Here is a 21,718-nt window from a genome sequence, read left to right as displayed (position 1 = left end):
ACCAGGAGGAACACCGATGACGCAGGTATCGACCCCATCCGAGGAGCAGATCTGGCGGGCGGTCGCCGCCGAGCGCGAACGTTTGGCCGATCTGCTCGCGAGCTTGCCCGGCCATGCCTGGGATCAGGACTCGCTGTGCGCGGGCTGGCGGGTCCGTGAGGTCGTCGCGCACGTCGTGATCAGCTCTGAGGCATCCCTCGGCCGACTGCTATGGGAGCTGGTGCGGGCGCACGGCAGTCTCGACCGGCTCAACCGCGACACCGCGATTCGGCTCGCCACGCAGCTCGACAGCGCCGGCTTGCTGCGGCGGCTGCGCGCATCCGCCGACCGCCGTATCACCCCGATCGGCACCACACCCACCGATCGGCTGATGGATCTGCTGGTCCATGGCCAGGACATCGCCGTCCCGCTGGGCCTGCGGTACGAGATACCGGAGGAACCGGCTCGCTGGTCGCTGGAACGGATCTGGACGATGGGCTGGCCCTTCCATGCGGCGCGCAACTTCGCGGGCTATCGGCTGCGCGCCACCGACGCCGACTGGTCGGCGGGTGACGGTGTCCTGATTGCCGCACCCGCCTCGAGGCTGTTGCTGCTGCTGACCGGGCGGATCGCGCCGACGAGCCTGATCGCCGACTGAATCGCGCGGCCTGTCCGGTAGGTTCGGCGGCACCCGAGCAGCACGGTCGCCCGCGGAGCCCGCGCGCCGACCGGCCCGCGCCCACTCTCAGCTGCCGCGTTCCAGCGGCAGCCCCGCATCCCGCCAGGCGATCAGGCCGCCGTCGAGGCTGTAGGCCCGATGTCCGGTGCGCTGGATGGTGGCGGCGAAGTGACGGGACATGTCGCCGGTGGGGCAGATGAACACCACGGGACGGGTCACGGAGAAGGGGGTGGCGTGGGTGAGCAGATCGGCCAGGTGGTCGTCGGGGATATTGAGCGAACCGGGAACGTGGCCGATCCGGTAGGCCATGGCGCCTCTGGTGTCCACCAGCACCGGGTGCTCGGTGCGGTTCAGCTCGGCGAGTTCGGTGGGCGTGAGGACCGGTACGGCGGCCAGCTCCTGCGGTGTCGGTGTGTAGCGCCGCTTCGTCCCGCCGAACAGGTCGGGCCTGCGCTTCTTGATATAGGACAGATACGGTTCGATCCGATCGCAGACGACGACGACCGCCACGATCGGTTCGGTGCCCGAACGCTCGACGTCGGCGAGGCTGTCCACCGCCGCCGCGTATGCCGCGCCGCTCGTCGGGCCCGCGAGCACGCCGTAGCCGTGTGCCAGCGTCAGCGTCGCCTCGATCGCGCGGGCCGAATCCACGGTGACGATGCGGTCGTAGAAATCGGGCTGGAACAGCCCCACATCCCACATCTCGTGTTCGGAACGAATCCCCGGGATGAAATCCGACCGCTCCGACACCACGGCGATAGTGCGCAGCTCCGGATGATGTTTGCGCAGGTAGGTGGCGGTGCCGCGGGTCGAACCGGTGGTGCCGAGCCCGCCGACGAGGTAGTCGACGCGGTCGATGCCCACGGCGGCGAGGTCCTCATGGATCTCGCGTCCGGTGCCGTCGTGGTGGGCCTGCACGTTCTTCTCGTTGGTGTACTGCGACGGATGATGGAATGCGCCCGGCCGCTCCGCCATCGTCGCTTCGATCACCGAGTAGACGTCGTTGGGTGTGGTCGGATCCGGGCATTCGGACAGACCGGGCAGTTCCACGATCTCGGTGCCGAGCAGGCGAAGCAGATCGCGCACCTCGTCGACCTTGATCCGGTTCGTCACCGCCCGCAGCCCGACGCCGTGCACCGCGCCCAGCATCCGCAACGCCTTCGCGGTATTGCCGCTCGACGCTTCGATGAGCGTGCGCTGCTCGTCGGCGAGACCGGGGAGCTCGTCGCGAATCATGGCCCAGGCGACCCGGTCCTTGACCGAACCGAACGGGTTGTGCGACTCCAGTTTCGCGTACAGCTGCACGCCGTCGAGCCCGTGCACGGCGGGATCCAGGCGCAGCAGCGGAGTGTTGCCGATGAGTTCGGCGACGTGGTCGTAGAGCATCACCGCACCTCCGACAGTCCGGCCGTCGACTCGGCCCCGAACGCCGCGTCGGCATATACCCGGAACCCGCCGCTGTCACCGATGACGGCGACCTTGGCGGCGGGCGGGTGCATCGATGCCGTCGCCGCCGACAAATCCATGTGGTAGGCGGCGGTATTCGGGAAGACCACCCGATCTCCGGGGCGAGGCAGCCAGGGAAGGGCGACGACCCGGTTGGTGATCAGATCTCGCTCCAAACACAGCCGCCCGGCGAAGAACACCCGTACCGCGCCCGGATCCGGCGTCTCGCGCGCGTCACCGGGCAGCACCAGCGGATCGACCATGACCTCCTGATCGGCCGGGGTCACCGCGTCCCGGCTGATATCGAGATCCACCAGCACCGAACCGTTCGCGGCCTCCTTCACCACCTCGACCGTCGCCACCGTGATACCGGCGTGGTCGACGAGCGCCTTACCCGGTTCCAGCCACAGTTCGAGCAGATTGTCGGCCGCCACCTGCGCGACGGTCCGGCCACCGTGCCGCTCCAAGGGCGTATCCAGCAACTCGGCGAGCATGTGCTCGGCGGCAACGGTATTGGCGTACTTGTGGAACACCGGCACCCCGCGCACCGTGCCGCCGTCCACCTGATAGCCGAAGGTGGTGTTGCCCCAGCTCATCGGCTCGCCCAGACCGGCGAGCGAGGCGCGCAGTGCGCGCACGTACTGGTCGAAATCCGTGGCGTCGGCGGTGAATACCTGGCGCAGACCGCCGCCGATATCGAGCACCGACGGGGTGAGGTCGTGCTCGTAGGCGCGTTCGATCAGCGCCAGGCAGGCATCGAACGCGCGTACCCGCTCGCCGACATCACCGGAATCGAGATGGAACGCGAAGCCACGCAGGTCGATCCGACCCCGATGGGCCGCCAGCGTCCGCAGGGCCGGATCCATCCGCGCCAGCGCGATGCCGAACCGGCTCACCCGCGCCGGATCGAACCCGGACACCCGCACCAGCACCGGAACCGGCGCGCGCCCTTCCGCCAGTTCGGCGATCGTCTCCAGCTCCCACTGGTTGTCCACGTTCACCGTGACGCCCGCCTCGATCAGCTGCCGGAGAAATCCGGCGCCCTTGGGTCCGGTGGCCTCGATTCGCTCCGGCCCGAACCCACCGCGTCGCGCGCTGGCCAGCTCTCCGGCCGAGGCCACGTCGATGCCGATGCCCGCTCCGGCCGCTGCTCGGACGAAGGCCCGCGCCTGGTTCACCTTGTGCGCGTAGCAGATTCGGTACGCGATGCCACGCTGGTCGAGCACGCCGCGGAGTCGGCCCAGGTTGTGCTCGAAGACCTGGGGAAACACGATGTTCAGCGGGGAGCCGTACTCGGCCAGCGCGGTCTCGAGGCTCGCGCGTTCGGCGAGGAACGCCCGCACGATCGGAGCGATCAGTCCGGGCAACGCGGGTGCGGTCATCGACCGGATTCCGCCGCCGCGGCCGGCACACCCGCACCGGACTCGGACTGTGCGGGCACCGCCGACGGGTTGTACCCGCCGTCGCGCAGCGCCTCGAACGCGCGCGCCCGATTGCGGGGACTGCGGAAATCCGCCACCACCCGCTTGCTGACCAGATCGATCTCCGACACCCGGATACCCATGGACTCCAGCACGCCTCCGATGGTCCGCACACAGTGCTTGCAGGTCATATCGGGCACATAGAAGACCTGGTCGTCGGCGGCGAGCGGACCGTCACCGTCGAGCCCGTCCCTCTCATGCGGCAGCTCGCCGATGGTGAGATCGGAATGAATCCGGACGAAGGTGGCGACGAACTGCTCGGCCACCACCGGCAGAATGCTGTAGTGCTCGTCGCCGATCCGGTGCGGCATGGCGGCCAGACAGGCCGGTCGCGCACCCGAGGGCAGCAGCGCGTACTGGCGGGAGATGAGATCGAGGTCGTCGTGGTATTTCTCGATCGCCTCGGCCACGGTCAGACCCTCCGGCCCGGTGGCGCGTCGCATCACCGTGTGCGCGTCGGCGATCGTGGCGTCCTTCATCGCCCGCAGTACCGCGACCGTCTCGGCCGAATACCGCACCGTCGCATCCGGTTGCGCCCGCAACGTCACCGGGATCATGCCGCGCCGATACGTGGAGGCCTGGAGCTCCCAGTACCAGCGAGTCGCGACCGCGGCGAAAATGCCGGATCCGAGCAAGCCGTGGGCGAACTCGGCGCCGTCGCGGTAGGGGGTCTGCCGGGCCAGTAGCGCGTGCTGGGCCAGCGCTCGGCCGGTGGCCTCGATACCGACCCGGAAGATCTCGATCGGATCGTGATCGGTGGTCGTCGCCTCGAGCAGACCCTGCGCCGCGCCACCCAACCGCGAGATGCGTTCGGCCAGCTCATGATTGGCCGCGAGCCGATCCCAGAGCTCCAACACGGCCTCGCGGGCGGCGATCGGCATGATCGGGCCGAGGCCGTCATCGCGGTAGTGGCCGGTATTGGGGATGCCGTGGCTGTCGGTCCAGGTGATTCGATGGGTGGCGGTGGTGACCTGATCCGGGCGGCAGGGCCGCATGAACCGCTCCAGATACATCCGCTGCGAGACCGTGAGCTGGTGGCCGGGCTCGGGGGTCAGCGCTGTGCTGGTGTAGTCGATGTGCCGCGGCCGTGCCGGCGGTGCGGCGGCGAACAGGCCCGGCTGGGCGAGTTCGGCGAGGACCCGGGAGGCGCCCCTGCGGTCGTAGTGGAGCGGGGGGACGGCACCGGTCCCCGTCGATGCTTCCGTCATAGGACCTCCTCGGCGATCTGGCGGACGCAGTCGGTGAAACGATCGATCTCCGTGCGGGTGTTGTAGATCTGGGTGCTGACCCGCACCGATTCCGCCTCGCCCGGCGCATACCCCGGATCGGCGGGCACACAGTGGGCGCCGGTGCGGACCATGAACCCGGCTTCGGCCAGCACGAAACCGAGGTCACTCGCCGAGATCGCGTCGAGGGTGAACGCGGCGATCCCGTAGCCGTTCGCGCAGGGGGCGTGCGCGGGGCCGGGCAGCAAGCGCACACCCGGCACCGTGCGCAGGCCGTCGACGAGCCGCAGGGTGAGATCGCGATTGTGCTCGGCGATCGCCTGCATCCCGAACGACTCGAGCACCTCGAGCGCGGCACCCAGCGCCAGCAGCGCTGCGATATCGGGGGTTCCACCCTCGAGCAGGCCCGGCATCCGCGCCGACGCCGAGCCGCCGGGCCCGGAGCCACCGCCCGGCAGGAACGCCGTCAACTGATCGTGGACCCGGCGGTGGCAGTACAGGACGCCGGCGCCGGGTGCGCCGAACATCTTGTGGGCGGCGAACACCGCGAAGTCGGCCCCGAGTTCGACGACGTCGACCGGCAGGTGCCCGCCGCTCTGGCTGCAGTCGAAACACAGCAGCACTCGCTCCGGAATCCGGTCGCGCACCTCCTCGAGCGTGCTGACCGCCCCGTAGACGTGATGCAGGTGGCTGGTGGTGATCAACCGTGTGCGCGGGCCGATCTTGGCGGCGATATCGGCGACGTCGGCCTCGCCGAGCTCGGTCGTCCGATAGGGCACCAGCTCGATTCGCCGGCCGAACCTGGCCATGATCTCGCGCAGGTGCTGCCAGGGCAGCACGTTGGCGGCGTGATCGCGCGGACTGAACAGGATCTGGTCGCCGTCGTCGAGGTTCGCCAGACCCCACGACAGCGCAACGGCATTGAGCGCGGCCGTGGCCCCGGCGGTGAACACCACCTCGTCGGCATGCGCCGCGCCGATGAAACCCGCCATCCGCTCGCGCACCTGTGCGATCCGGGCGGTGAGCGTGGTGGACCACCGATAACTACCGCGCCCGGCATTGGCGGTGTGCGCGCGGTGATAACCGGTGACCGCATCGATCACCGGCCATGGCTTCTGAGTGGTGGCCGCGCTGTCGAGATACACCTCGCCGGTATCGCCCAACGACGGGAACAACGCGCGAGCGGTGTCGATCGCCCGCCGGGCGGGCGCGGGCCGATGGGCATGCTCCGGGGCCGGAGCCGGGTTCGACGCTCGCGCAGGTGACCCCACCGTGCCGCTCCCTCCGCCGGACGCGCTGAATATCGCTCAACGATACGCACAAACCGGAAAAGCTTCGAACTTTTCTCGTAGCCAACAGCTTTCACCACCACCCGGGGGCCTCGAGCACCGAAATGTGTCGGTGGGTCGGCGTAGTGTGCGGGCCATGCCGCTGACTTCCGTGGAACGCGAACAGTTTCTGGCCCAGCCGCAGCTGGCGTCGCTGGCCGTCGCAGGCCTCGACGGCCGCGGGCCGCTCACGGTGCCCATCTGGTACCAGTACAGTCCCGGTGGTGAGCTCTGGGTCATCACCGGCGCCGAGTCGCAGAAGCTGACCCATATCCGGGCCGCCGGTCGGTTCAGCCTCGTCGCGCAGCGTCTCGAACCGACGGTTCGGTACGTCAGCGTGGAGGGGCCCGTCACTCGGATCGCATCGATGACCGAGGAGCACAGCCGCGAGATGGCCACGCGGTTCCTGCCCGCCGAGAACGTGGAGGGTTATCTGCGCGTGTCGGCCCAGTTCGGGGAGCAGGTGGTGGTGTTCATGCGCCCCGAACACTGGCTGTCGGCGGATATGGGCGACACCTCGCAGCTGTGAACGCTCAGTAGGTGCCCTGCACGTAGCCGACCAGTTGTTCGCGTTCGGTGGCCAGTTCGGAGATCGCGCTCTTGACCACGTCGCCGATGCTGACGATGCCGATCAACCGGCCGTCGCGCACCACCGGAAGATGCCGGATGCGATGGTCGGTCATGGTGCGCCGCAGCCCGTCCACCAGATCGTCGGGGTCGCAGGTACGCACATCGGTGGTCATGATCTGCGAGACCGGGGCGTCGAGCAGTGCGGCGCCGTGCTGGTGCAGACTGCGCACCACATCGCGTTCGGAGACGATGCCGTTGATGCCGGCACCATCGGAGGAGACGACCACCGCGCCGATATTGTGCGCGGCGAGCGTCGCAAGCAGGGCACGAACCGTCGAGTCGGGCCGGACGGTCGCTACCTCACTGCCTTTTCTGCGCAGTATTTCCGCGATTCGCATGGTTCACCATCCAGAGGGGGACACTCCGCCTCTCAGGATCCCTCGTCGACGAGCGGGTGACCAGCACGAATCGGCATCACCTACGGGCGGCCGGCCGGACCGCGGTCCAGCTCGCGGGCCAGCAGCGCGATCGAGGCCTGGGAAATGCCCGCTGAGGTGGCCAGGTCGATCGTGGTGAGCTGGGCGATGCGACGTAGCCGGTAGTCGACGGTGTTCGGGTGCACATACAACTGCCGGGCGGTGAGCTGGCGGTTCATATCGTTGCGCAGATAGGCCCGCATGGTGGCGAACAGTTCGGGATGGTCGTCGAGCGGTGCCAGGATGGTTGCGAGCCGCCGGGTGGCGGGCCCGCCTCGGGTGAGCTGGTATTCCACCGCGAGATCGGTCATCTGGTACAGCCCGGGAGCGCGTTCGCCGGCCCGGACCAGTCCGAGCAGCTCATGTGCCTGATCGGCGGCTTCGGGCACCTCCGCGGTCGCGCTGACCACCATCGCGGCGGTGACCGGCACTTCCGCGGCGGCGGACAGCCGCACCAGTACGTCGTCGGTCAATTCGGCGTCGCCGTCGAGGGGGATGAGCAGGGTGCCGCCCTGCGGGCTGAGCAGCGCCAAGGCTTTGCCGTCGAAGACGATCGCCAGTTCGGACTGCACTCGGCGCAGCTTGCGGCGCGCCGCCACCCTGCGGTCGACCCTGGTGTCGAGCTCGTCGGGATGCGGCGGAATCGACAGCGCCGCCACCTGATAGCGCTCGGCCACCGGCATGCCGGATTGCAGCGCGAGTGCGGCGTGCGCGCGGCCGCTGAGCAGGGCGGATGCCAGCGTCTGGGTCGCGGTCTGGTGTTCGCGGGCCACCAATTGCTGTTCCTCGACATAGGCGTCCGACACCGCGGTGGTGATGGCCTCGAGCAGTTCCAGGATCAGGTCGGTCGCATCGAGCAGTTCCGGAATATCGGTGGCCACGGCGGGGGCGGTCACCAGTCCGAAGGCGAAGCGAATCCCCTCGTGATAGGCCCGCAGAATGGTGCCGAGCGGCACGCCTTCCCTGGCCCATCGCGCGGCCACCGAACGGAATTCGGCGAAGGCGGATTCGTCGGGCACCGCCCTGCGATCGAACATCTCGGCCACCAGGGCGAGGCAGTAGCGGGTGGCCTCGGTGACGTCGCCGCGCATCTGCTCGCCCGGCAGCGTGCGGCACGGTGCGACGCAGGTGGCGAAGTAGTCGACCATGCGAGAGGCGACCCGGTCGGCGTTCTGTAGGGGGACCGACGCGGGCCTGCCGCCGATCTCGACCGTGTCGTTGTCGCTGACCGACAGGTCGAGCGCGGAAAAGCTCATGTAGTTGCTCCGTTGCCACCTCGGATGCCGACCAGCAGCATCCGGTTCGTTCGCCTCACTATACGAGCGGGCGGGCAACGTGAAAGGGGTTCGTCTCAGATCGGCCGAACCGGTGGCGCGGCGGTAGATTTCGCCGGCGAGTAGCCGATCACTCGTCGTCGAGGCCTGCCGACAGGTATGCGGCGGCGGCGAGCCACTGCCTGCATCGCGGCCCGTGTACCTCATGGACCCGCAGGATTTCGCGGGCCTGCCGGTAGGTGAGACCCGGTGGTTCGAAATTGCAGTCGGCCGTGGCGGTTTCCGGTGCCGGGTAGTGGCGCAGGGCATCGGGAAGGTGCCGCAGGGTCTCGACGCCGGAGGATCCGGAGATCGCGACTCGGCGGGGAGTTCGGAATGGCTGGCTCATTTCGACCGCCCCTCGCATCAGAACGTGGGGGGAGGTGTGAATGGCGACGTCGGCGTGAACTCCGGCGTACCTCCCCGACTCTCATGATCGAGTTTAAGTGTCTGTCGCTTGCAAATGCAAGTACATTTGTAGCTTACATTGAAGAGAACACTTCGCCGCCGACGCGGTGGGCGGCCGATGATCGATGCTGTGTCGCAGGCGGATTCCCGATCGCCGGACACGCGCGAGTCCTAGTCATACACGGGGAATAGCCCACCGTCGCCGATCTGTGCGGCCGTCGTCGTTTCGTGACCCAGATGAGGCCGTGCGGCGACCGGTAGCGCGCATTCGTGCTGGTGGGGGCGCTGGTGGTGGTCCGGTGGCAGCGGGTCTGGCCTCGGCGGCCGCCCTCGGTGCGCGAACTGGACGGGTGATCATGCCGGCCGCCGCCACCGGTGATCGTGCACCTGTCAGGTTGCCGCGGTCGGGCAGCCGAACCTCTGTTGGCCTCCTTCGCCGAATCGCTGCCGTGTCGCTATTTCATTGCGGCAGCATGCAATTCGGTCCGGTCGGCGGCTCTGCGCGCGAGACTTACCGGATGCGGCTTCGCCGGCGCCGCAACCGGTGGTCCGGCCGGTTGCGCCGAGGTCGCGGAAGGGGTGTGAATCTGCGGGCGCGCGCGGGCGCGCGCCGTGCTATCGTCCAGATGGGTGTGCAAATGCAAGAACATTTGCGTGTGCATCTGCAAACACTGCGTCTAGGTAAACGTCGTAACCGAGGAGTGGGTCCAATGGCGGAGTCAGTCACCAATCGCGTCGCCGGAGCATGGCGCAAGAGCACTTTCAGCAATCCGAGCGGTAACTGCGTGGAAATGGCGGAGGCGACCAACAACCTGGTGGCCGTGCGCAATTCGCGCGAGCCCGACAGCGGCATCCTGTTCTACACCCGGCCCGAGATCGATGCCTTCATCCGCGGCGCGAAGGCCGGAGAGTTCGACGATCTGGCTAGCTGAGAGGTAGCATGGGCCGTCGGTGCGGTGTGTTCACGGTCTCAGTTGTGACACACTGTGGGTAAATCCCGAGTATCGGAGACGACTCCATGATCGCAGAGCCCGATGACGATGGTCGTGTGCAATCCGTTGTCGCGGAACGTGGTCCGACAGTGCTACGGATCGCCCTCGGTGGCCAGCTACGCAAGCTCCGGGAGGGCAAGGGCATCACTCGCGAAGCCGCGGGCGACGCCATCCGCGGCTCACACGCCAAGATCAGCCGGCTCGAACTCGGCCGCACCGGATTCAAGGAACGGGATATCCGGGATCTGCTGACCCTCTACGGCGTCCATGATCCCGAGGAGCGCGAGTCCTTCCTTGAACTCGCGCGCAAAGCGAACGAACCAGGATGGTGGCATCGCTACAGCGATCTGCTGCCGTCCTGGTTCGGCACCTATCTGGGGCTCGAACAGGCCGCCACCAAGATCCGCACCTACGAGGCGCACCTGGTGCCCGGCCTGCTGCAGACCCCGGAATACACGCGCGCCGTGGTCACCCTCGGCTACGAGGACGCCGACACCGATCGCCGCGTCGCGGTGCGCCAGCGCAGGCAGGAAATCCTGCACCGCTCCGATCCGCCCTTCGTCTGGGCGGTGATCGACGAGGCCGCGCTGCACCGCCCGGTCGGCGGCGCCGACGTGCACCGGGCCCAGATGCACCATCTGATCGAATTGGCCCAGCTGCCCAACGTCACCATTCAGGTGGTGCCGTACTCGGCGGGTGAACACGCCGCGGCGGGCAGCTCGTTCAGCATCCTGCGCTTCGCCGAGCCGGAGCTGCCCGACATCGTCTATCTCGAGCACCTGACCAGCGCCCTGTACCTGGACCGGCGCGAGGATCTGGCGCTGTACCTGTCGGTGATGGACCGGCTCAGCGTGCAGGCCGCTCGTCCGGAACGCTCGATCGAGATCATCAGTGACTACGCGAAGGGCCTGTGAGCGCAGCCCCGCGAACACCTCGGCCGTGACCGCCTGCCGGGCAGGCGGTCACGGCCGTCACGATCATCCGACAACGATGACGCCGGCCGGGAGCGGGCAGGTGGCATCGCGAGACGAGCCGGGCTAGGGCTACTCCTTGATGAAGCTGGAGGCGACGCGCCAGAACGTCGCGCTCTGCAACGAGGTGAAATCCCAGTCGTCGGCCAAGGCGTGCACCGTGGTGACGATCTGGTCGATATCGAAATCGTAACGAGTTGCCGCACCGGTGGATTCGATCGCGTCGATGACGAATTCGACGGCGCTTTCCCTGGTGGGGGGCTGGATTCGCTGGCCACCGCGGGCCGAGATCGTACTCATATCAATACCGTTCGCCGACCGGGCAGCCGGTGCGGGATCGGCAATCGCGAACCGGCCGCTGGGTAATGGTTGTTGCATGAACGCCCCTCACGTCAGGCGGCAGCGAACCGATGGTGATCTCAACCGCCGGCGCGCTCACGCGGCCTTCTTGGTTGTCCCCTGTAAAGCGTTGTACGGCTGAGTCTAAGTTCATGTGCCTTTCAGATGCAAGCACATCTGCACGATCTAATGTGCGCGCGCTCTTGGGTTTTGGCGGGCAAATCCTCAGCGTCGCAAGGCCGCGACCGCGTCCGCGACCGGCGTCGGGCCGCCGACCAGCTCCAGGGTCATACCTGCGGTGTGACCGGCGGGCAGCAGTGCCGCGAGCACCGCGGCGACGTCGGCCCTGGCAATATCGCCGCGCTCGATCCGCGGTGCGGCGAGGGTGACGCGGCCGGTGGCGGCACTGTCGGTCAACACGCCCGGCCGCAGGATCGTCCAGTCGAGATCGCGGGCACGCAGGTCGTCTTCGGCCTGGGTCTTGGCCTCGATGTAGGCAGCCCAGACGTCGTCCCGGCCGGGTGCGGGCGGCAATCCGGCGCCCATGGTGGAGATCTGCAGGAATCGGCGCACGCCCGCCGCCTCGGCGGCATCGGCCAGCAGTACCGAACCGTCGCGGTCCACGCTGTACTTGCGTGCCGCGGTGCTGCCCGGCCCGGCGCCGGCGGCGAAAACCACGGCGTCGGAGCCCTGGACGGTCGCGGTGAGGTCGGCGACGGCGGCGCGCTCGAGATCGATGACGACCGGCTCGGCGCCGACGGCATAGACCTCGGGGGCGTGTCCGGGATTGCGGATCAGCGCCGCGACGCTGTGGCCGCGCCCGGTGAGCAGTTCGGCCAGCAGGAGTGCGATCTTGCCGTGTCCGCCTGCCATGACGATGCGCATGGTCGTGTCCTTTCGCTCACCGTTCCGGTCCACCGGGGTTGCAGCGCGCCTCGACGGTGGCCATATAGCCGACGTCGGGCCGCCAGGGTTCCAGATTCCAGCTGGGCTTGTCGGGTGCGACGATGCGGGCCCAGTCCCAGTGGCAGATGAACTGATCGCGCATGCCTGGGCTGCCCGCCTGCGGCGACTGGGCGAGTACCTCCTGCCAGGCGCGTTCCTCGGATCCGGGGAAGGTGGTCTTGCGACCGGCCGGCGTGGGATGGACGAGTAGGCGGGGACCGTCGATGTTCTCGGTCCAGACGACGTTATCGATCAGCGGCTGACCAGCGTAGGGGTCGACGGTGGGCGCGGAGGCCAGCGGGGTTTCGGCGGGCGCACCGAGCGGCGCAGGAGCTGCCGGAGTGGTCGTGGTGGCGGGGGCGGCCGTCGTGGTGGACGCAACGGTCGTGGGCCGGGCGGCGGGGGAGTCGTCGGATCCGCATCCGGTGAGCGCGAGCGCGGCCGGGATGAGCAGAGCGCAGACCGCCCCTGCGCTTGGTCGCCCCATCTGCCGATCCTCCCGATCTCGTCACCGGCGCTCGTCTGCCCGGTCCGACCGAGCTTAGTGGTTGCGGTGGGCGAGGGCCCGATCGCGCCGCCACCCGCCGCGCGCCCCACCGATTGTGGTGTCTTGCCCGGCGTTGCCGGGTGCGGCGATAGTCGGTCGGTGAAACGGACTCGGATCTCGACGGTGACCGCGGGTGCCGTGCTGGCGGTGGCAGTTGTGCTGGCGAATCCGGTGGCCGCCTCGGCGGTGCAGGCGCCGGGCGCGGTCACCGACGCGGTGGTGTTGTCGGGACGCTTGTCGGTGCCCGCGGCGGCGTCGGCGCAACGATTGACCTACTGGTCGCGCGGCCCGCACGCGCCGATGCAGAGCACGGCGGCGGTGTACGTGCCGCCGGGTCCGGCACCGGCGGGTGGCTGGCCGATCGTGGCCTATGCGCATGGCTCGGTCGGGATCGCCGATCATTGCGCGTTCACCGAGAATCCCCGCGACTACTACCTCGACACCCTGTATCCCCGGCTGCTGGAGGCCGGGTACGCGGTGGTGATCTCCGATTATGTCGGGCTGGGAACACCGGGAATCCATCCGTATCTGGACGGTCCGTCCCAGGCGCGCAGTGTGATCGACGGCGTGCGGGCCGCACGGTCGGCGGTCCCCGAACTCAGCGCGCGGTGGGCGGTACTCGGCCAGTCCCAGGGCGGGCAAACCGCACTGTTCACCGCGCATATCGCTGCCGCCGACGCCCCCGAACTCGATTTCCGTGGTGCCGCGGCGACCGGGGCGCCGTCGAATCTGGAGTTGGCGGTGCCGCTGGCCGGGCCGTGGATTCCACGATTGCCGTTGCGCCGCACCACCACATATTTCGGTCTGCTGCTCGCCGGCCTGCGGGTCACCACACCCGAACTCGATATCGACAGCTACCTGACCCCGATCGGACACGATGTGCTGCGAATCGTGGAGTCCGAATGTGTGCCAGAAGCCGCCGCGCGAGTCGACGAGATCGCCATCGGTGCGATGCTGAACCGTCCGCTCGACGATCCGGCGCTGTGGGCGGCCGCCGAGGCGATGATGCGGATCCCGACTTCCGGCTATACGGCGCCGTTGTTCGTGGCCCAGGGACTCGGCGATCGGGAGGTGCCTGCGCCGTTGAGCGCCAAACTCATCGCCGAACTTCGGGCCTCGGGAACCGATATGCGGGTCGGGGTGTATCCGGGCGATCACCTCGAGGCCGCCGATCAAGCGTTACCGGACGTGCTGGTATTCCTGCATCGCCTCTTCGGAGGAGGATGAATCGGCCGGGCGCTGTCAATGCCAGAGCGAGTGGCACGGCAGGCGGCGCAGGCCGGGCCGGATCATGCCGTCGACGGTGACGGTGAGCCCGGCATGGACCGCGGCGGAGGTGAACTCCCATGCCTCGGTGGTGGTGGCCGCGTATTCGAGGATCGACGCGTCCTCGGGCGTCGGGCCGTCGAAGTAGACGGTGACGCGCCGGGTCGGCATCTCCGTGGGGTGGGTGCGGTAGGCGAATGCGTGTGCTGTGCCGTCCATGTCACCGTCTCCTTCCGCGGCGCCGGATCAGCGCCGCTAGGTGTGACGGTAAGTCCTCACCATTACCGAGAACATGTTCCAGCAGGCGTGCTGGACAATTCACAGCGGCACCCGTGGCAGTGTCGGAGATTCTCACCAGTGCGCGCCCCACCCGCTCACAGGGCGGTCGGTTCACACTTGTGAATTGTCAAAAAGTCTTACCGGACATGGGCCGGACGGCGCCGCCACGACAGAGCATGTTCACAAAACAGATCGCGAATATCGGGAGGCTCGACGTCGATGTGGCAGGCCAAACCTTCGACCGGAAAGGGACGGCCGCGTCGTCGGCTGCTGCGTGCGGCGGGCGCACTGGCCGCCGGGGTGATGCTGATCCTCGGCACTGCCGCACAGGGAAGCGCGGCGCCGCTGTATCCGGCTCCCGATCCCGACCCGTTCTACGCCGAACCGCCGGGACTGGCCGGCAAACAGCCCGGTGAGGTGCTCGCGGTCCGCCAGATGCCGCCGTTGCCGATGTTCCCGGACACCACGGTGACGGTGGTGCGTTTCCGATCGACCAACTCCACCGGCAAGCCGATCGCGGCGACCACCACGGTGCTGACCCCGCGCTCGCACCAGAAGAACGGCCCGCTGCTGTCGTTGCAGCACATCATCAACGCGCTCGGGGCGAAATGCTCGGTCTCGCGGGTGCTCTACACCGACGACCCCGATCTCATGGTGCGCGAGGCGCCGGCGTGGAACGTGCTGTTGCAGCGTGGCTGGAGCATCGCGCTGCCCGACCACCTCGGGCCGCAATTCGCCTACGGCGCAGCCAAACTGGGTGGCCAGGTGACCTTGGACGGCATTCGCGCGGTCAAACGGGTGGGTGAGCTCGGGGTCGAGCACAGCCCGGTGTCGATGGTCGGCTATTCCGGCGGCGGTATGGCCACCGCCTGGGCCGCGGCCTTGCAGCCGACCTACGCGCCGGAACTGACGATCGCCGGCGCCGCGATGGGCGGGGTGCCGATGAATCTGGTGAAGATGCTCGAGGGGCTCGGCTTCGGCTCGCATCCGGTGTTCGGGCTGGCGTTGGCCGCAGGCATCGGCCTGGAGCGGGAGTACCCGGAGCGTTTCCCGATCAGCGATCAGCTCAATGCGAAGGGCCTGGCCGCGCGGGCCGCGATGGCCAACAGCTGCACCAACGGGCTGCTGGCAACCGGTGCCGGGCACGGAGTGCTGGACTTCGCCGCGACGACCTCGATGGTCGACGACCCGCGGGCGCGGGCGGTCGTCGAGGAAAACAGCCTCGAGCTCTACGACGGTGCGCCGACGATGCCGGTGTTCGAATGGCATTCCCCGATCGACGGACTGGTCCCGGTCGACGCCATCGTCAACACCAACCGCCGCTGGTGCGCGGCGGGCACCAAGGTGCAGGCCGAGACCGTGGCTGTGCCGGACCATCTGACGGCGGCCGTGCTCGGTCTTCCCGCGGCGCTCACCTGGATCGATGCCAGATTCCGCGGGGAGCCCGCGCCGAGCAACTGCTGAGCCCACGGTAGGCGAATTCCGCTGGGCGAGGCCGTATCCGCACCGATCGTCACGATCCGGCCTCGCCACGCGCACAACTCGGGAACGGTGCGGTATCCCGGTGCGCGCAGCCGCGTAATCTGATCTTCCGGCCCCGGCGCACAAGGGGGTTTTCGGGGGTCGACTACCGCATCACCCGGGTGCCGGCATTCGAGGTCGCTGCAGAGGCGGGTGCCATGAAATCCTTCCGAGCCGTCGTCGTCGCGACCCTGGTCGCGGGGGTGGTGTCGACCGGTCCCGCCGCCGCGCAACCGACGTTTCCCGCCCCGCCACCGCCGGCGCCCGCCCTGGGTATCCCGTTGCCGCCGCCACCGATACTGCCCGATCCGGCGACCGTGCTGCCCGGAATCCAGCAGTGGATCGACCAGGTGGTGCCAGCGCCGCCGATTCCGGCGCTGCCCACGGGCCCGGCGCAATTGCCCACACCCACGATCACCTCACCTGCCGTGGCCGCCCTGCATCAGGCGGTGCTGCCGTCGCCGGTGGGCGACCCGATGTTCGACCTGTGGCCCGCCGACCTGGCCGATCAACGCAATGGGCAGGTGCTCGCGGTCCGCGATGTCACCGCCACCGCCGCACCACTGCTGACCGTGCCGATCGCCAGGGCACAGCTGGTGAAGTACCGCACCGAGGACGCGCACGGCAGGCCGTCGTTCGCGACCGCGACGCTGGCGGTCCCGGCCGCGGCGTGGACCGGACCGGGTGCGCGGCCGGTGGTCGTGAACAATCTGCCCATCGACGCTCTCGGGCGCGATTGCACACCGGGATACACCCTCGCGCATGGATTCTCGCCCCACACCGCGCTGACCGACTTCATCCCGCCGACCTCGCAACTGGCATTGCTGCGCGGCTACGCGCTGCTCATTCCCGATCACGAGGGCCCGCGCATGGCCTACGCCGAACCGTACGTCGCGGGCCATGCGGTGCTCGACGCCATCCGTGCGGTGCGCGCGCTCGCCCCGCACGAGCTCGGCACCAGCCGGTTCGCCCTCACCGGCTATTCCGGCGGCGCCATCGCCACCCACGGTGCGGTCAAACTCATCGACGGTTATGCCCCGGAGCTGGCGCCGGTGATCGTCGGTGCCGCGCTGGGCGGTGTGCCCGCCGACTACGAGATCCTGGCCCGCAGCATGAACGCCAATCTGGCGTCGGGGGTGTTCATGGCCGCCGTGCTCGCCATCGGCCGCGAGCGACCGGAGATCCTGGAACGGATGAATCATCTGGCGCAGTGGGTGGCGATCTCGCCGATGAAAGACCAGTGCGTGTCGATCTTCGCGCTGCCGGGCATCCTGCATCTGCCGATCGACATCGCCGCCGATATGGCCGACCCGCTGCGCTCACCGCTGGCCGCCGACATCTACCGGGTCACCCGGATGTCGGGTCTGCGCTCGGCCACCCCGCTCTACATCTACCACGGTGAACAGGAGTTCTGGCTGCCCGCCGAGGGGGCGAGGGCACTGTTCGACGAGCAATGCGCGCTCGGCGCGAACGCGGCCTACCGCAGCGTCTTCGGCGAACACATCATCGCCGCCGCCCTCGGTTATCCGGAGGCCATGCTCTGGCTCGACGAGCGACTGCGCGGGGCGCCCGCGGTCAGCGAATGCCCGCCGTGATTGTGACCGCCGACGACGCAGGCGCACGCGCGTTGTCGCCCGCCCCAGACTCGCCGCGCGGACCGGCGCAGTGCGCGAAGCGCCGATACCGTTACCCGGTCCCGGCGGCGTGTGGCCGGGTCGGAAGGCAGGCAGATGAACCCCACCTCGACCACGGCATCGGCACAGGCCGCCGCCCTCGTCGGACGGCACTACCGGATGGTCGACCACTATGAGGTCGGCCGGGAGAAGATCCGCGAATTCGCCCGAGCGGTGCAGGACCCGCACCCCGCGCATCGGCGCGAAGACGCCGCCGCCGCGCTCGGCTACGACGGTCTGATCGCCCCGCTGACCTTCCCGTCGGTGGTCTGGATGCAGATGCAGCGCGCGATGTTCGAGGCCGTGCTCACCGGCTACGACATCAGCCAGGTCCTGCAGACCGAGCAGACGATCCGGATGTACCGGCCGCTGGTGGCCGGTGACCGGTTGCGCTGCGACGCCTATGTCGAATCGTTTCGCCAGTTCGGTGACAAGGATTTCATGGTCACCCGCAACGTGCTCTCCGATGAGCACAAGGAGATCGTCCAGGTCGCCCACACCACGGTCGTCGCGGTCACCGGCGCGGTCGTCACCGATGAGCTGGCCGCCGCGGTGGACGGGGTGATCATGTCCGGGCATTCGAAGGCCGACCGGCTCGCCCTGGCGGCGCGCCGGGCCGAGGACGCCGACGAACCTGCGGTGCTGGAGTGTTTCGACGAGCTGACCCCGGTCGAGCTGGACCCGGCCCGACCCTCGCGGGCCCGGATCCGCTTCGACGACGTCGCGGTCGGCGACAGCCTGCCCGTGCGCACGGTGGCGCTCTCGCGCGGCGATCTGGTCAACTACGCGGGGGTGTCGGGCGATTCCAATCCGATCCACTACAGCGACCGGGTCGCCCGCGCGGCCGGTCTGCCCGACGTGGTGTCCCACGGTCTGCTCACCATGGGTCTCGGCGCCGGATACGTCACCGAGTGGCTCGACGATCCGGCCGCGGTCACCTACTACGGGGTGCGGTTCGCCGGGTTCGCGCCGATCGACGCCACCCGCGCGGGCGCGGTCGAATTCCGGGGCCGGATCAAGGCGCTGGACCCGGTCCGCCGCTGCGCGACGGTGGCGATCACCGCGACCTGCGGCGGCCGGAAACTGTTCGGCCGGGCCACCGCGGAGGTGCTGCTGCGCTGATCACGGCCGGTCGTGGCGTGAATGACGGTCGGGCCGAGCGGGTTTCGCGGACGCTGGGGCGCGCCGTTTCATGGGAGACTCGAAGGATGGGTGCCTCGGAGCTACGTTCTGTCCCTACCGACATCCCGCATACGGCGGGGGAGCGGACCCCGGCGATCGACGGCGGACCGACCGTCTTACGGATGGTGCTCGGCGGCCGGTTACGGCGGCTGCGGGAAGCGGGCAATATCACCAGGGAAGCGGCCGGTGAGCATATCCGCGGCTCGCATTCCAAGATCAGCCGCATCGAACTGGGCCGCACCCCGATCCGCGAACGCGATCTGCTGGACCTGCTCGCCCTCTACGGGGTGACCGACGAGGCCGAGATCGACGAATTCCGCAGGCTCGCAGAGCAAGCGGGCAGCTCGGGCTGGTGGCACCGGGACAGCGACTGGCTGCCGAAATGGTTCGACATGTATCTGGGCCTCGAACAGGCCGCGTCGATGATTCGCGGCTACGAGCCACGTGCGGTACCCGAACTGTTGCAGACCGCCGACTACGCCCGTGCCCTGATCCGGCTCGCCCATCCCACCGAATCCGAGGACGGCATCGAGCGCCGGGTCGCGCTGCGGATGCGCCGCCAGGCGATCCTCACCCGGCCCGACCCGCCCCGGCTGTGGCTGATGGTGGAGGAGGCGGCATTGCGTCGCCGCATCGGCGGCACCGCGGTGTGGAGTGAACAGCTCGACCGGTTGATGGCGGTGGTGGAGCAGCCGAATGTGACAGTGCAACTGCTCGCCGATCACGTGGGCGGCCCGGCCCTGACCGAGGGCGCGTTCACCATGCTGCGCTTCGCCGAGCCCGATCTGCCCGACATCGTCTATATCCAGCAGCTCACCGGCGCACTGTATCTGGACAAACGGGCCGATCTGGATGCCTACCGGGCGGTGGCCAACCAGCTGTCGGTGCACGCCACCCCGCCCGAACACACCCCGGGCCTGCTGCGCGCGTTGCGGCATCGGCAGCCGCCGATCCTGCGGCATCCCACCGGCGATTAGGTGCGCCCGCGACAGTGGCCTGCCCGGCGCGCAAGGGTAGGGAACGAGCGCGCCGGGCAGGCCGTGCACCCGGTCGACGCGGCGAACGAGAACCGGGCACGGCACCGACGTTAGGGCACATCGGCGGGCACGGCACGGTGCGCGGCCCGATCTCGGGAATTCTCCGGATCGGCGTGGAAACCGTTGTGAGCGAACACAACCGCCCGGCTACACCGGGAACAGGCTGTGCCGGCGCGGGTCGTGGTCGGCGACCGCGCCCTTCTCGCGCAGCAACCGCAACGCGCGCCGGATCTCGAGGCGGGTGTCGGCCGGTTCGATGACGGCGTCGATGTAGCCGCGTTCGGCCGCGATCCACGGCGTCGCGGTGGTGGCGTTGTACTGGTCGATCATGAACTCGCGCACGGCAGCGCGCTGGTCGGCGGGCACCATCGACAGCTGTTTGCGTCCGACGATGCTCACCGCGCTCTGCGCGCCCATGACCGCGATCCGGGCGGTCGGCCAGGCCAGGCTGATATCGGCGCCCAGCTGCTTACAGCCCATCACCGCGTAACCGCCGCCGTAGGCCTTGCGCACGACCACCGTCACGATCGGCACCGTCGCCTCCAGCACCGCGCGGAAGAACCGCCCACCGCGTTTGATCACGCCGCTGCGTTCCTCCTCCACCCCCGGCAGCACGCCGGGGGTGTCGACGATGAAGATCAGCGGCAGCCCGAAGGCATTGCAGAGCCGGATGAAATGGGTGGCCTTGTCCGAGCATTGCGCGTCGATGGCGCCGCCGAGGGCCATCGGCTGATTGGCGACCACGCCGACGCTGCGGCCGTCGACCCGGGTGAAGCCGGTGATCAGATTCGGCGCGGTGGCGGCGCTGATCTCGTGGAAATCGCCGTCGTCGAACAGGCGCACCAGGATGTCGTGCATGTCGTAGCCGTGGCTGTCGGCATCCGGGATGATCGCGTTCAGTTCGAGGTCGGATGCGGTGCGCTCGGGTTCCAGACCCGGGTTGACCACCGGCGGTTGTTCCAGGCAGCTCGACGGCAGGTAACTCAGGTAGCTGCGGGCCCACGCGAACGCGTCGTGTTCGGTGGCCGCGACGTGGTGCACGGTGCCGTTGGCGGCCTGCACCTGCGCGCCGCCGAGCTCCTCCATGCTGACCTCTTCGCCGGTCACCTCCTTGATGACCTCCGGCCCGGTGACGAACATGTAGGACTTCTCGGTGGCGATCAGTACATCGGTGTTGACCGGCGCATACACCGATCCGGCCGCGCATTTGCCCAGCATGATCGAGACCTGCGGGACGAACCCGGACAGTTTGCCCTGCCTGCGGCTCATCAGCGCGTACCAGGCGAGGGAGGTGACCGCGTCCTGGATGCGGGCGCCGCCGGAATCGTTGATCGCCACCACCGGGCAGGCGTTGTCGAGCGCGAAGTCCAGCGCTGCGGCGACCTTGCGGCCGAACATCTCGCCCACCGACCCGCCGAAAACGGTCTGGTCATGGGCGATGACCACCACCGGCCTGCCGTCGATCCGTCCGCGCCCGGTCACCACGCCGTCGCCGTACATGGCGTCGCCGGAGCCGGGTTGCCGCACCAGGGCGCCGATCTCGACGAAGCTGCCCGGGTCCACCAGGGCGCGTACCCGTGCCCGGGCGCTGGGAATGCCCTTCTGTTTGCGTTTGGTGATGCCGGCTTCGCCCGCGGGTTCTTCGGCGAGCTCCAGGATGGCCTGCAGCTGTTCCAGCTTTTCTCGGGTACCGCTCATCAGTTGTGGATCCAGCCCTTCACTCGCCGGCGCCGAAAATGACCGCGAGGCGGAGCCGTGCGGAGGCGCAGCGCTCGATGCTAATGGTGCGACGGGGCCGAGCACAGCGATGGAGCAGATCTGATGGGAGACCTCACAGCCGCGCACGCCCGGCTCTCAGCTGACCTCGGCGTGCGGTGGCGCGGCACCGACGGTTTTTGTGGGTATTCCCTGACAGAAAAGATCGGGCTGGTGATCGGTCCTCGAGGCGAACCCGGGCGCTGTGAACCGTTCTCGGGCGGCCGTACAGTGACCGCGACGCGGCGCCGGGAAATGCGCGGCCGGCGCCGCGTCGCACACATTTTCGTGACCATGACGACCGC

At 68.7% G+C, this 21,718-nt stretch carries 21 protein-coding genes; 9 read left to right on the top strand and 12 right to left on the bottom strand.

The genetic code is table 11. The annotated features are described in order from the left end of the window. The first annotated feature begins 16 nt into the window (after nucleotides 1–16). Nucleotides 17–637, top strand: a complete 621-nt coding sequence (locus AC4HOU_RS22685) for a maleylpyruvate isomerase family mycothiol-dependent enzyme (RefSeq protein ID WP_195019282.1) — start codon at nucleotides 17–19, stop codon at nucleotides 635–637. An 87-nt stretch (nucleotides 638–724) separates the two neighbouring features. Here AC4HOU_RS22685 and AC4HOU_RS22680 read toward each other — a convergent pair whose 3' ends face one another. The 4 genes from AC4HOU_RS22680 to AC4HOU_RS22665 are packed head-to-tail and all read right to left on the bottom strand — an operon-like array spanning nucleotide 725 to nucleotide 6,082. Beyond that, complete coding sequence (locus AC4HOU_RS22680) at nucleotides 725–2,044, bottom strand: pyridoxal-phosphate dependent enzyme (protein WP_195019283.1); 1,320 nt, start codon at nucleotides 2,042–2,044, stop codon at nucleotides 725–727. Further along, on the bottom strand, nucleotides 2,044–3,486 hold the full coding sequence (locus AC4HOU_RS22675) for an alanine racemase (protein ID WP_195019284.1): 1,443 nt from the start codon (nucleotides 3,484–3,486) through the stop codon (nucleotides 2,044–2,046). Before AC4HOU_RS22675 ends, AC4HOU_RS22680 begins: the two co-directional genes overlap by 1 nt. Continuing rightward, the gene (locus AC4HOU_RS22670) at nucleotides 3,483–4,793 is read right to left on the bottom strand and encodes a heavy-metal-associated domain-containing protein (RefSeq protein WP_195019285.1); all 1,311 of its coding nucleotides are present in this window, start codon (nucleotides 4,791–4,793) and stop codon (nucleotides 3,483–3,485) included. Before AC4HOU_RS22670 ends, AC4HOU_RS22675 begins: the two co-directional genes overlap by 4 nt. Next, nucleotides 4,790–6,082: an aminotransferase class V-fold PLP-dependent enzyme gene (locus tag AC4HOU_RS22665; protein ID WP_324197295.1), complete on the bottom strand. Its 1,293-nt coding sequence runs from the start codon at nucleotides 6,080–6,082 to the stop codon at nucleotides 4,790–4,792. Before AC4HOU_RS22665 ends, AC4HOU_RS22670 begins: the two co-directional genes overlap by 4 nt. A 154-nt stretch (nucleotides 6,083–6,236) precedes the next feature. Between AC4HOU_RS22665 and AC4HOU_RS22660 the strand changes: the two genes are divergently transcribed. Beyond that, complete coding sequence (locus AC4HOU_RS22660; RefSeq protein WP_163814898.1) at nucleotides 6,237–6,668, top strand: pyridoxamine 5'-phosphate oxidase family protein; 432 nt, start codon at nucleotides 6,237–6,239, stop codon at nucleotides 6,666–6,668. 4 nt (nucleotides 6,669–6,672) lie between these two features. On the opposite strand, the gene AC4HOU_RS22655 is transcribed toward AC4HOU_RS22660, so the two are convergent. The 3 genes from AC4HOU_RS22655 to AC4HOU_RS22645 all read right to left on the bottom strand — a co-directional run bounded on the left by AC4HOU_RS22655 (nucleotide 6,673) and on the right by AC4HOU_RS22645 (nucleotide 8,847). After that, the gene (locus tag AC4HOU_RS22655) at nucleotides 6,673–7,107 is read right to left on the bottom strand and encodes a CBS domain-containing protein (protein ID WP_194991199.1); all 435 of its coding nucleotides are present in this window, start codon (nucleotides 7,105–7,107) and stop codon (nucleotides 6,673–6,675) included. 80 nt (nucleotides 7,108–7,187) lie between these two features. Next, on the bottom strand, nucleotides 7,188–8,441 hold the full coding sequence (locus AC4HOU_RS22650; protein WP_194991198.1) for a PucR family transcriptional regulator: 1,254 nt from the start codon (nucleotides 8,439–8,441) through the stop codon (nucleotides 7,188–7,190). A 148-nt stretch (nucleotides 8,442–8,589) separates the two neighbouring features. Beyond that, entirely contained in the window at nucleotides 8,590–8,847 is a 258-nt protein-coding gene (locus AC4HOU_RS22645) for a hypothetical protein (RefSeq protein ID WP_228806636.1), read from the bottom strand. Between the two features lie 769 nt (nucleotides 8,848–9,616). Here AC4HOU_RS22645 and AC4HOU_RS22640 point away from each other — a divergent pair. After that, the gene (locus AC4HOU_RS22640; RefSeq protein WP_036536711.1) at nucleotides 9,617–9,838 is read left to right on the top strand and encodes a DUF397 domain-containing protein; all 222 of its coding nucleotides are present in this window, start codon (nucleotides 9,617–9,619) and stop codon (nucleotides 9,836–9,838) included. An 86-nt stretch (nucleotides 9,839–9,924) separates the two neighbouring features. Beyond that, nucleotides 9,925–10,812 (top strand): Sco1979 family transcriptional regulator, encoded by an 888-nt coding sequence (locus AC4HOU_RS22635; RefSeq protein ID WP_163814907.1) that lies wholly within the window; start codon nucleotides 9,925–9,927, stop codon nucleotides 10,810–10,812. Nucleotides 10,813–10,941: 129 nt separating this feature from the next. Here the strand turns inward: AC4HOU_RS22635 and AC4HOU_RS22630 are convergent, their stop codons facing one another. The 3 genes from AC4HOU_RS22630 to AC4HOU_RS22620 all read right to left on the bottom strand — a co-directional run bounded on the left by AC4HOU_RS22630 (nucleotide 10,942) and on the right by AC4HOU_RS22620 (nucleotide 12,640). After that, a complete protein-coding gene (locus AC4HOU_RS22630; protein WP_163814909.1) occupies nucleotides 10,942–11,169 on the bottom strand; it encodes a hypothetical protein in 228 nt (75 codons plus the stop codon). A 264-nt stretch (nucleotides 11,170–11,433) separates the two neighbouring features. Beyond that, a complete protein-coding gene (locus tag AC4HOU_RS22625) occupies nucleotides 11,434–12,093 on the bottom strand; it encodes an NAD(P)H-binding protein (RefSeq protein ID WP_163814911.1) in 660 nt (219 codons plus the stop codon). 16 nt (nucleotides 12,094–12,109) lie between these two features. Next, entirely contained in the window at nucleotides 12,110–12,640 is a 531-nt protein-coding gene (locus AC4HOU_RS22620) for a DUF2599 domain-containing protein (protein WP_163814913.1), read from the bottom strand. Between the two features lie 159 nt (nucleotides 12,641–12,799). Between AC4HOU_RS22620 and AC4HOU_RS22615 the strand changes: the two genes are divergently transcribed. Continuing rightward, nucleotides 12,800–13,927 carry an alpha/beta hydrolase gene (locus AC4HOU_RS22615; RefSeq protein ID WP_280499632.1) on the top strand — a complete coding sequence of 376 codons (1,128 nt, stop codon included), beginning with the start codon at nucleotides 12,800–12,802 and terminating at the stop codon, nucleotides 13,925–13,927. A 15-nt stretch (nucleotides 13,928–13,942) separates the two neighbouring features. Here AC4HOU_RS22615 and AC4HOU_RS22610 read toward each other — a convergent pair whose 3' ends face one another. Then, nucleotides 13,943–14,185: a hypothetical protein gene (locus AC4HOU_RS22610; protein WP_490725160.1), complete on the bottom strand. Its 243-nt coding sequence runs from the start codon at nucleotides 14,183–14,185 to the stop codon at nucleotides 13,943–13,945. 279 nt (nucleotides 14,186–14,464) lie between these two features. Between AC4HOU_RS22610 and AC4HOU_RS22605 the strand changes: the two genes are divergently transcribed. The 4 genes from AC4HOU_RS22605 (at nucleotide 14,465) to AC4HOU_RS22590 (ending at nucleotide 19,598) form a co-directional block, all read left to right on the top strand. After that, on the top strand, nucleotides 14,465–15,709 hold the full coding sequence (locus AC4HOU_RS22605; protein WP_163814919.1) for a lipase family protein: 1,245 nt from the start codon (nucleotides 14,465–14,467) through the stop codon (nucleotides 15,707–15,709). A 215-nt stretch (nucleotides 15,710–15,924) separates the two neighbouring features. Continuing rightward, nucleotides 15,925–17,361 (top strand): lipase family protein, encoded by a 1,437-nt coding sequence (locus tag AC4HOU_RS22600; protein WP_195019287.1) that lies wholly within the window; start codon nucleotides 15,925–15,927, stop codon nucleotides 17,359–17,361. 135 nt (nucleotides 17,362–17,496) lie between these two features. Then, nucleotides 17,497–18,561: a fused (3R)-hydroxyacyl-ACP dehydratase subunits HadA/HadB gene (locus AC4HOU_RS22595; RefSeq protein ID WP_163814923.1), complete on the top strand. Its 1,065-nt coding sequence runs from the start codon at nucleotides 17,497–17,499 to the stop codon at nucleotides 18,559–18,561. Nucleotides 18,562–18,647: 86 nt separating this feature from the next. Continuing rightward, entirely contained in the window at nucleotides 18,648–19,598 is a 951-nt protein-coding gene (locus AC4HOU_RS22590) for a Sco1979 family transcriptional regulator (protein ID WP_490725156.1), read from the top strand. Nucleotides 19,599–19,805: 207 nt separating this feature from the next. Here AC4HOU_RS22590 and AC4HOU_RS22585 read toward each other — a convergent pair whose 3' ends face one another. Continuing rightward, on the bottom strand, nucleotides 19,806–21,356 hold the full coding sequence (locus AC4HOU_RS22585; protein ID WP_195019288.1) for an acyl-CoA carboxylase subunit beta: 1,551 nt from the start codon (nucleotides 21,354–21,356) through the stop codon (nucleotides 19,806–19,808). Between the last annotated feature and the right edge of the window lie 362 nt (nucleotides 21,357–21,718).

This window comes from Nocardia sp. JCM 38205 (genome assembly GCF_058222935.1).
The sequence above is the reverse complement of the archived record's forward strand: the minus strand, read 5'-3'. Positions and strand labels throughout refer to the sequence as shown.

Excerpts from the sequence above, each read along its gene's own strand:
- AC4HOU_RS22685 (WP_195019282.1), top strand. The coding sequence starts at position 17 with ATGACGCAGGTATCGACCCCATCCGAGGAGCAGATCTGGCGGGCGGTC.
- AC4HOU_RS22650 (WP_194991198.1), bottom strand. The coding sequence starts at position 8,441 with ATGAGCTTTTCCGCGCTCGACCTGTCGGTCAGCGACAACGACACGGTC.
- AC4HOU_RS22660 (WP_163814898.1), top strand. The coding sequence starts at position 6,237 with ATGCCGCTGACTTCCGTGGAACGCGAACAGTTTCTGGCCCAGCCGCAG.
- AC4HOU_RS22585 (WP_195019288.1), bottom strand. The coding sequence starts at position 21,356 with ATGAGCGGTACCCGAGAAAAGCTGGAACAGCTGCAGGCCATCCTGGAG.
- AC4HOU_RS22675 (WP_195019284.1), bottom strand. The coding sequence starts at position 3,486 with ATGACCGCACCCGCGTTGCCCGGACTGATCGCTCCGATCGTGCGGGCG.
- AC4HOU_RS22655 (WP_194991199.1), bottom strand. The coding sequence starts at position 7,107 with ATGCGAATCGCGGAAATACTGCGCAGAAAAGGCAGTGAGGTAGCGACC.
- AC4HOU_RS22610 (WP_490725160.1), bottom strand. The coding sequence starts at position 14,185 with ATGGACGGCACAGCACACGCATTCGCCTACCGCACCCACCCCACGGAG.
- AC4HOU_RS22605 (WP_163814919.1), top strand. The coding sequence starts at position 14,465 with ATGTGGCAGGCCAAACCTTCGACCGGAAAGGGACGGCCGCGTCGTCGG.
- AC4HOU_RS22620 (WP_163814913.1), bottom strand. The coding sequence starts at position 12,640 with ATGGGGCGACCAAGCGCAGGGGCGGTCTGCGCTCTGCTCATCCCGGCC.
- AC4HOU_RS22590 (WP_490725156.1), top strand. The coding sequence starts at position 18,648 with ATGGGTGCCTCGGAGCTACGTTCTGTCCCTACCGACATCCCGCATACG.
- AC4HOU_RS22625 (WP_163814911.1), bottom strand. The coding sequence starts at position 12,093 with ATGCGCATCGTCATGGCAGGCGGACACGGCAAGATCGCACTCCTGCTG.
- AC4HOU_RS22640 (WP_036536711.1), top strand. The coding sequence starts at position 9,617 with ATGGCGGAGTCAGTCACCAATCGCGTCGCCGGAGCATGGCGCAAGAGC.
- AC4HOU_RS22635 (WP_163814907.1), top strand. The coding sequence starts at position 9,925 with ATGATCGCAGAGCCCGATGACGATGGTCGTGTGCAATCCGTTGTCGCG.
- AC4HOU_RS22670 (WP_195019285.1), bottom strand. The coding sequence starts at position 4,793 with ATGACGGAAGCATCGACGGGGACCGGTGCCGTCCCCCCGCTCCACTAC.
- AC4HOU_RS22645 (WP_228806636.1), bottom strand. The coding sequence starts at position 8,847 with ATGAGCCAGCCATTCCGAACTCCCCGCCGAGTCGCGATCTCCGGATCC.
- AC4HOU_RS22600 (WP_195019287.1), top strand. The coding sequence starts at position 15,925 with ATGAAATCCTTCCGAGCCGTCGTCGTCGCGACCCTGGTCGCGGGGGTG.
- AC4HOU_RS22630 (WP_163814909.1), bottom strand. The coding sequence starts at position 11,169 with ATGAGTACGATCTCGGCCCGCGGTGGCCAGCGAATCCAGCCCCCCACC.
- AC4HOU_RS22595 (WP_163814923.1), top strand. The coding sequence starts at position 17,497 with ATGAACCCCACCTCGACCACGGCATCGGCACAGGCCGCCGCCCTCGTC.
- AC4HOU_RS22680 (WP_195019283.1), bottom strand. The coding sequence starts at position 2,044 with ATGCTCTACGACCACGTCGCCGAACTCATCGGCAACACTCCGCTGCTG.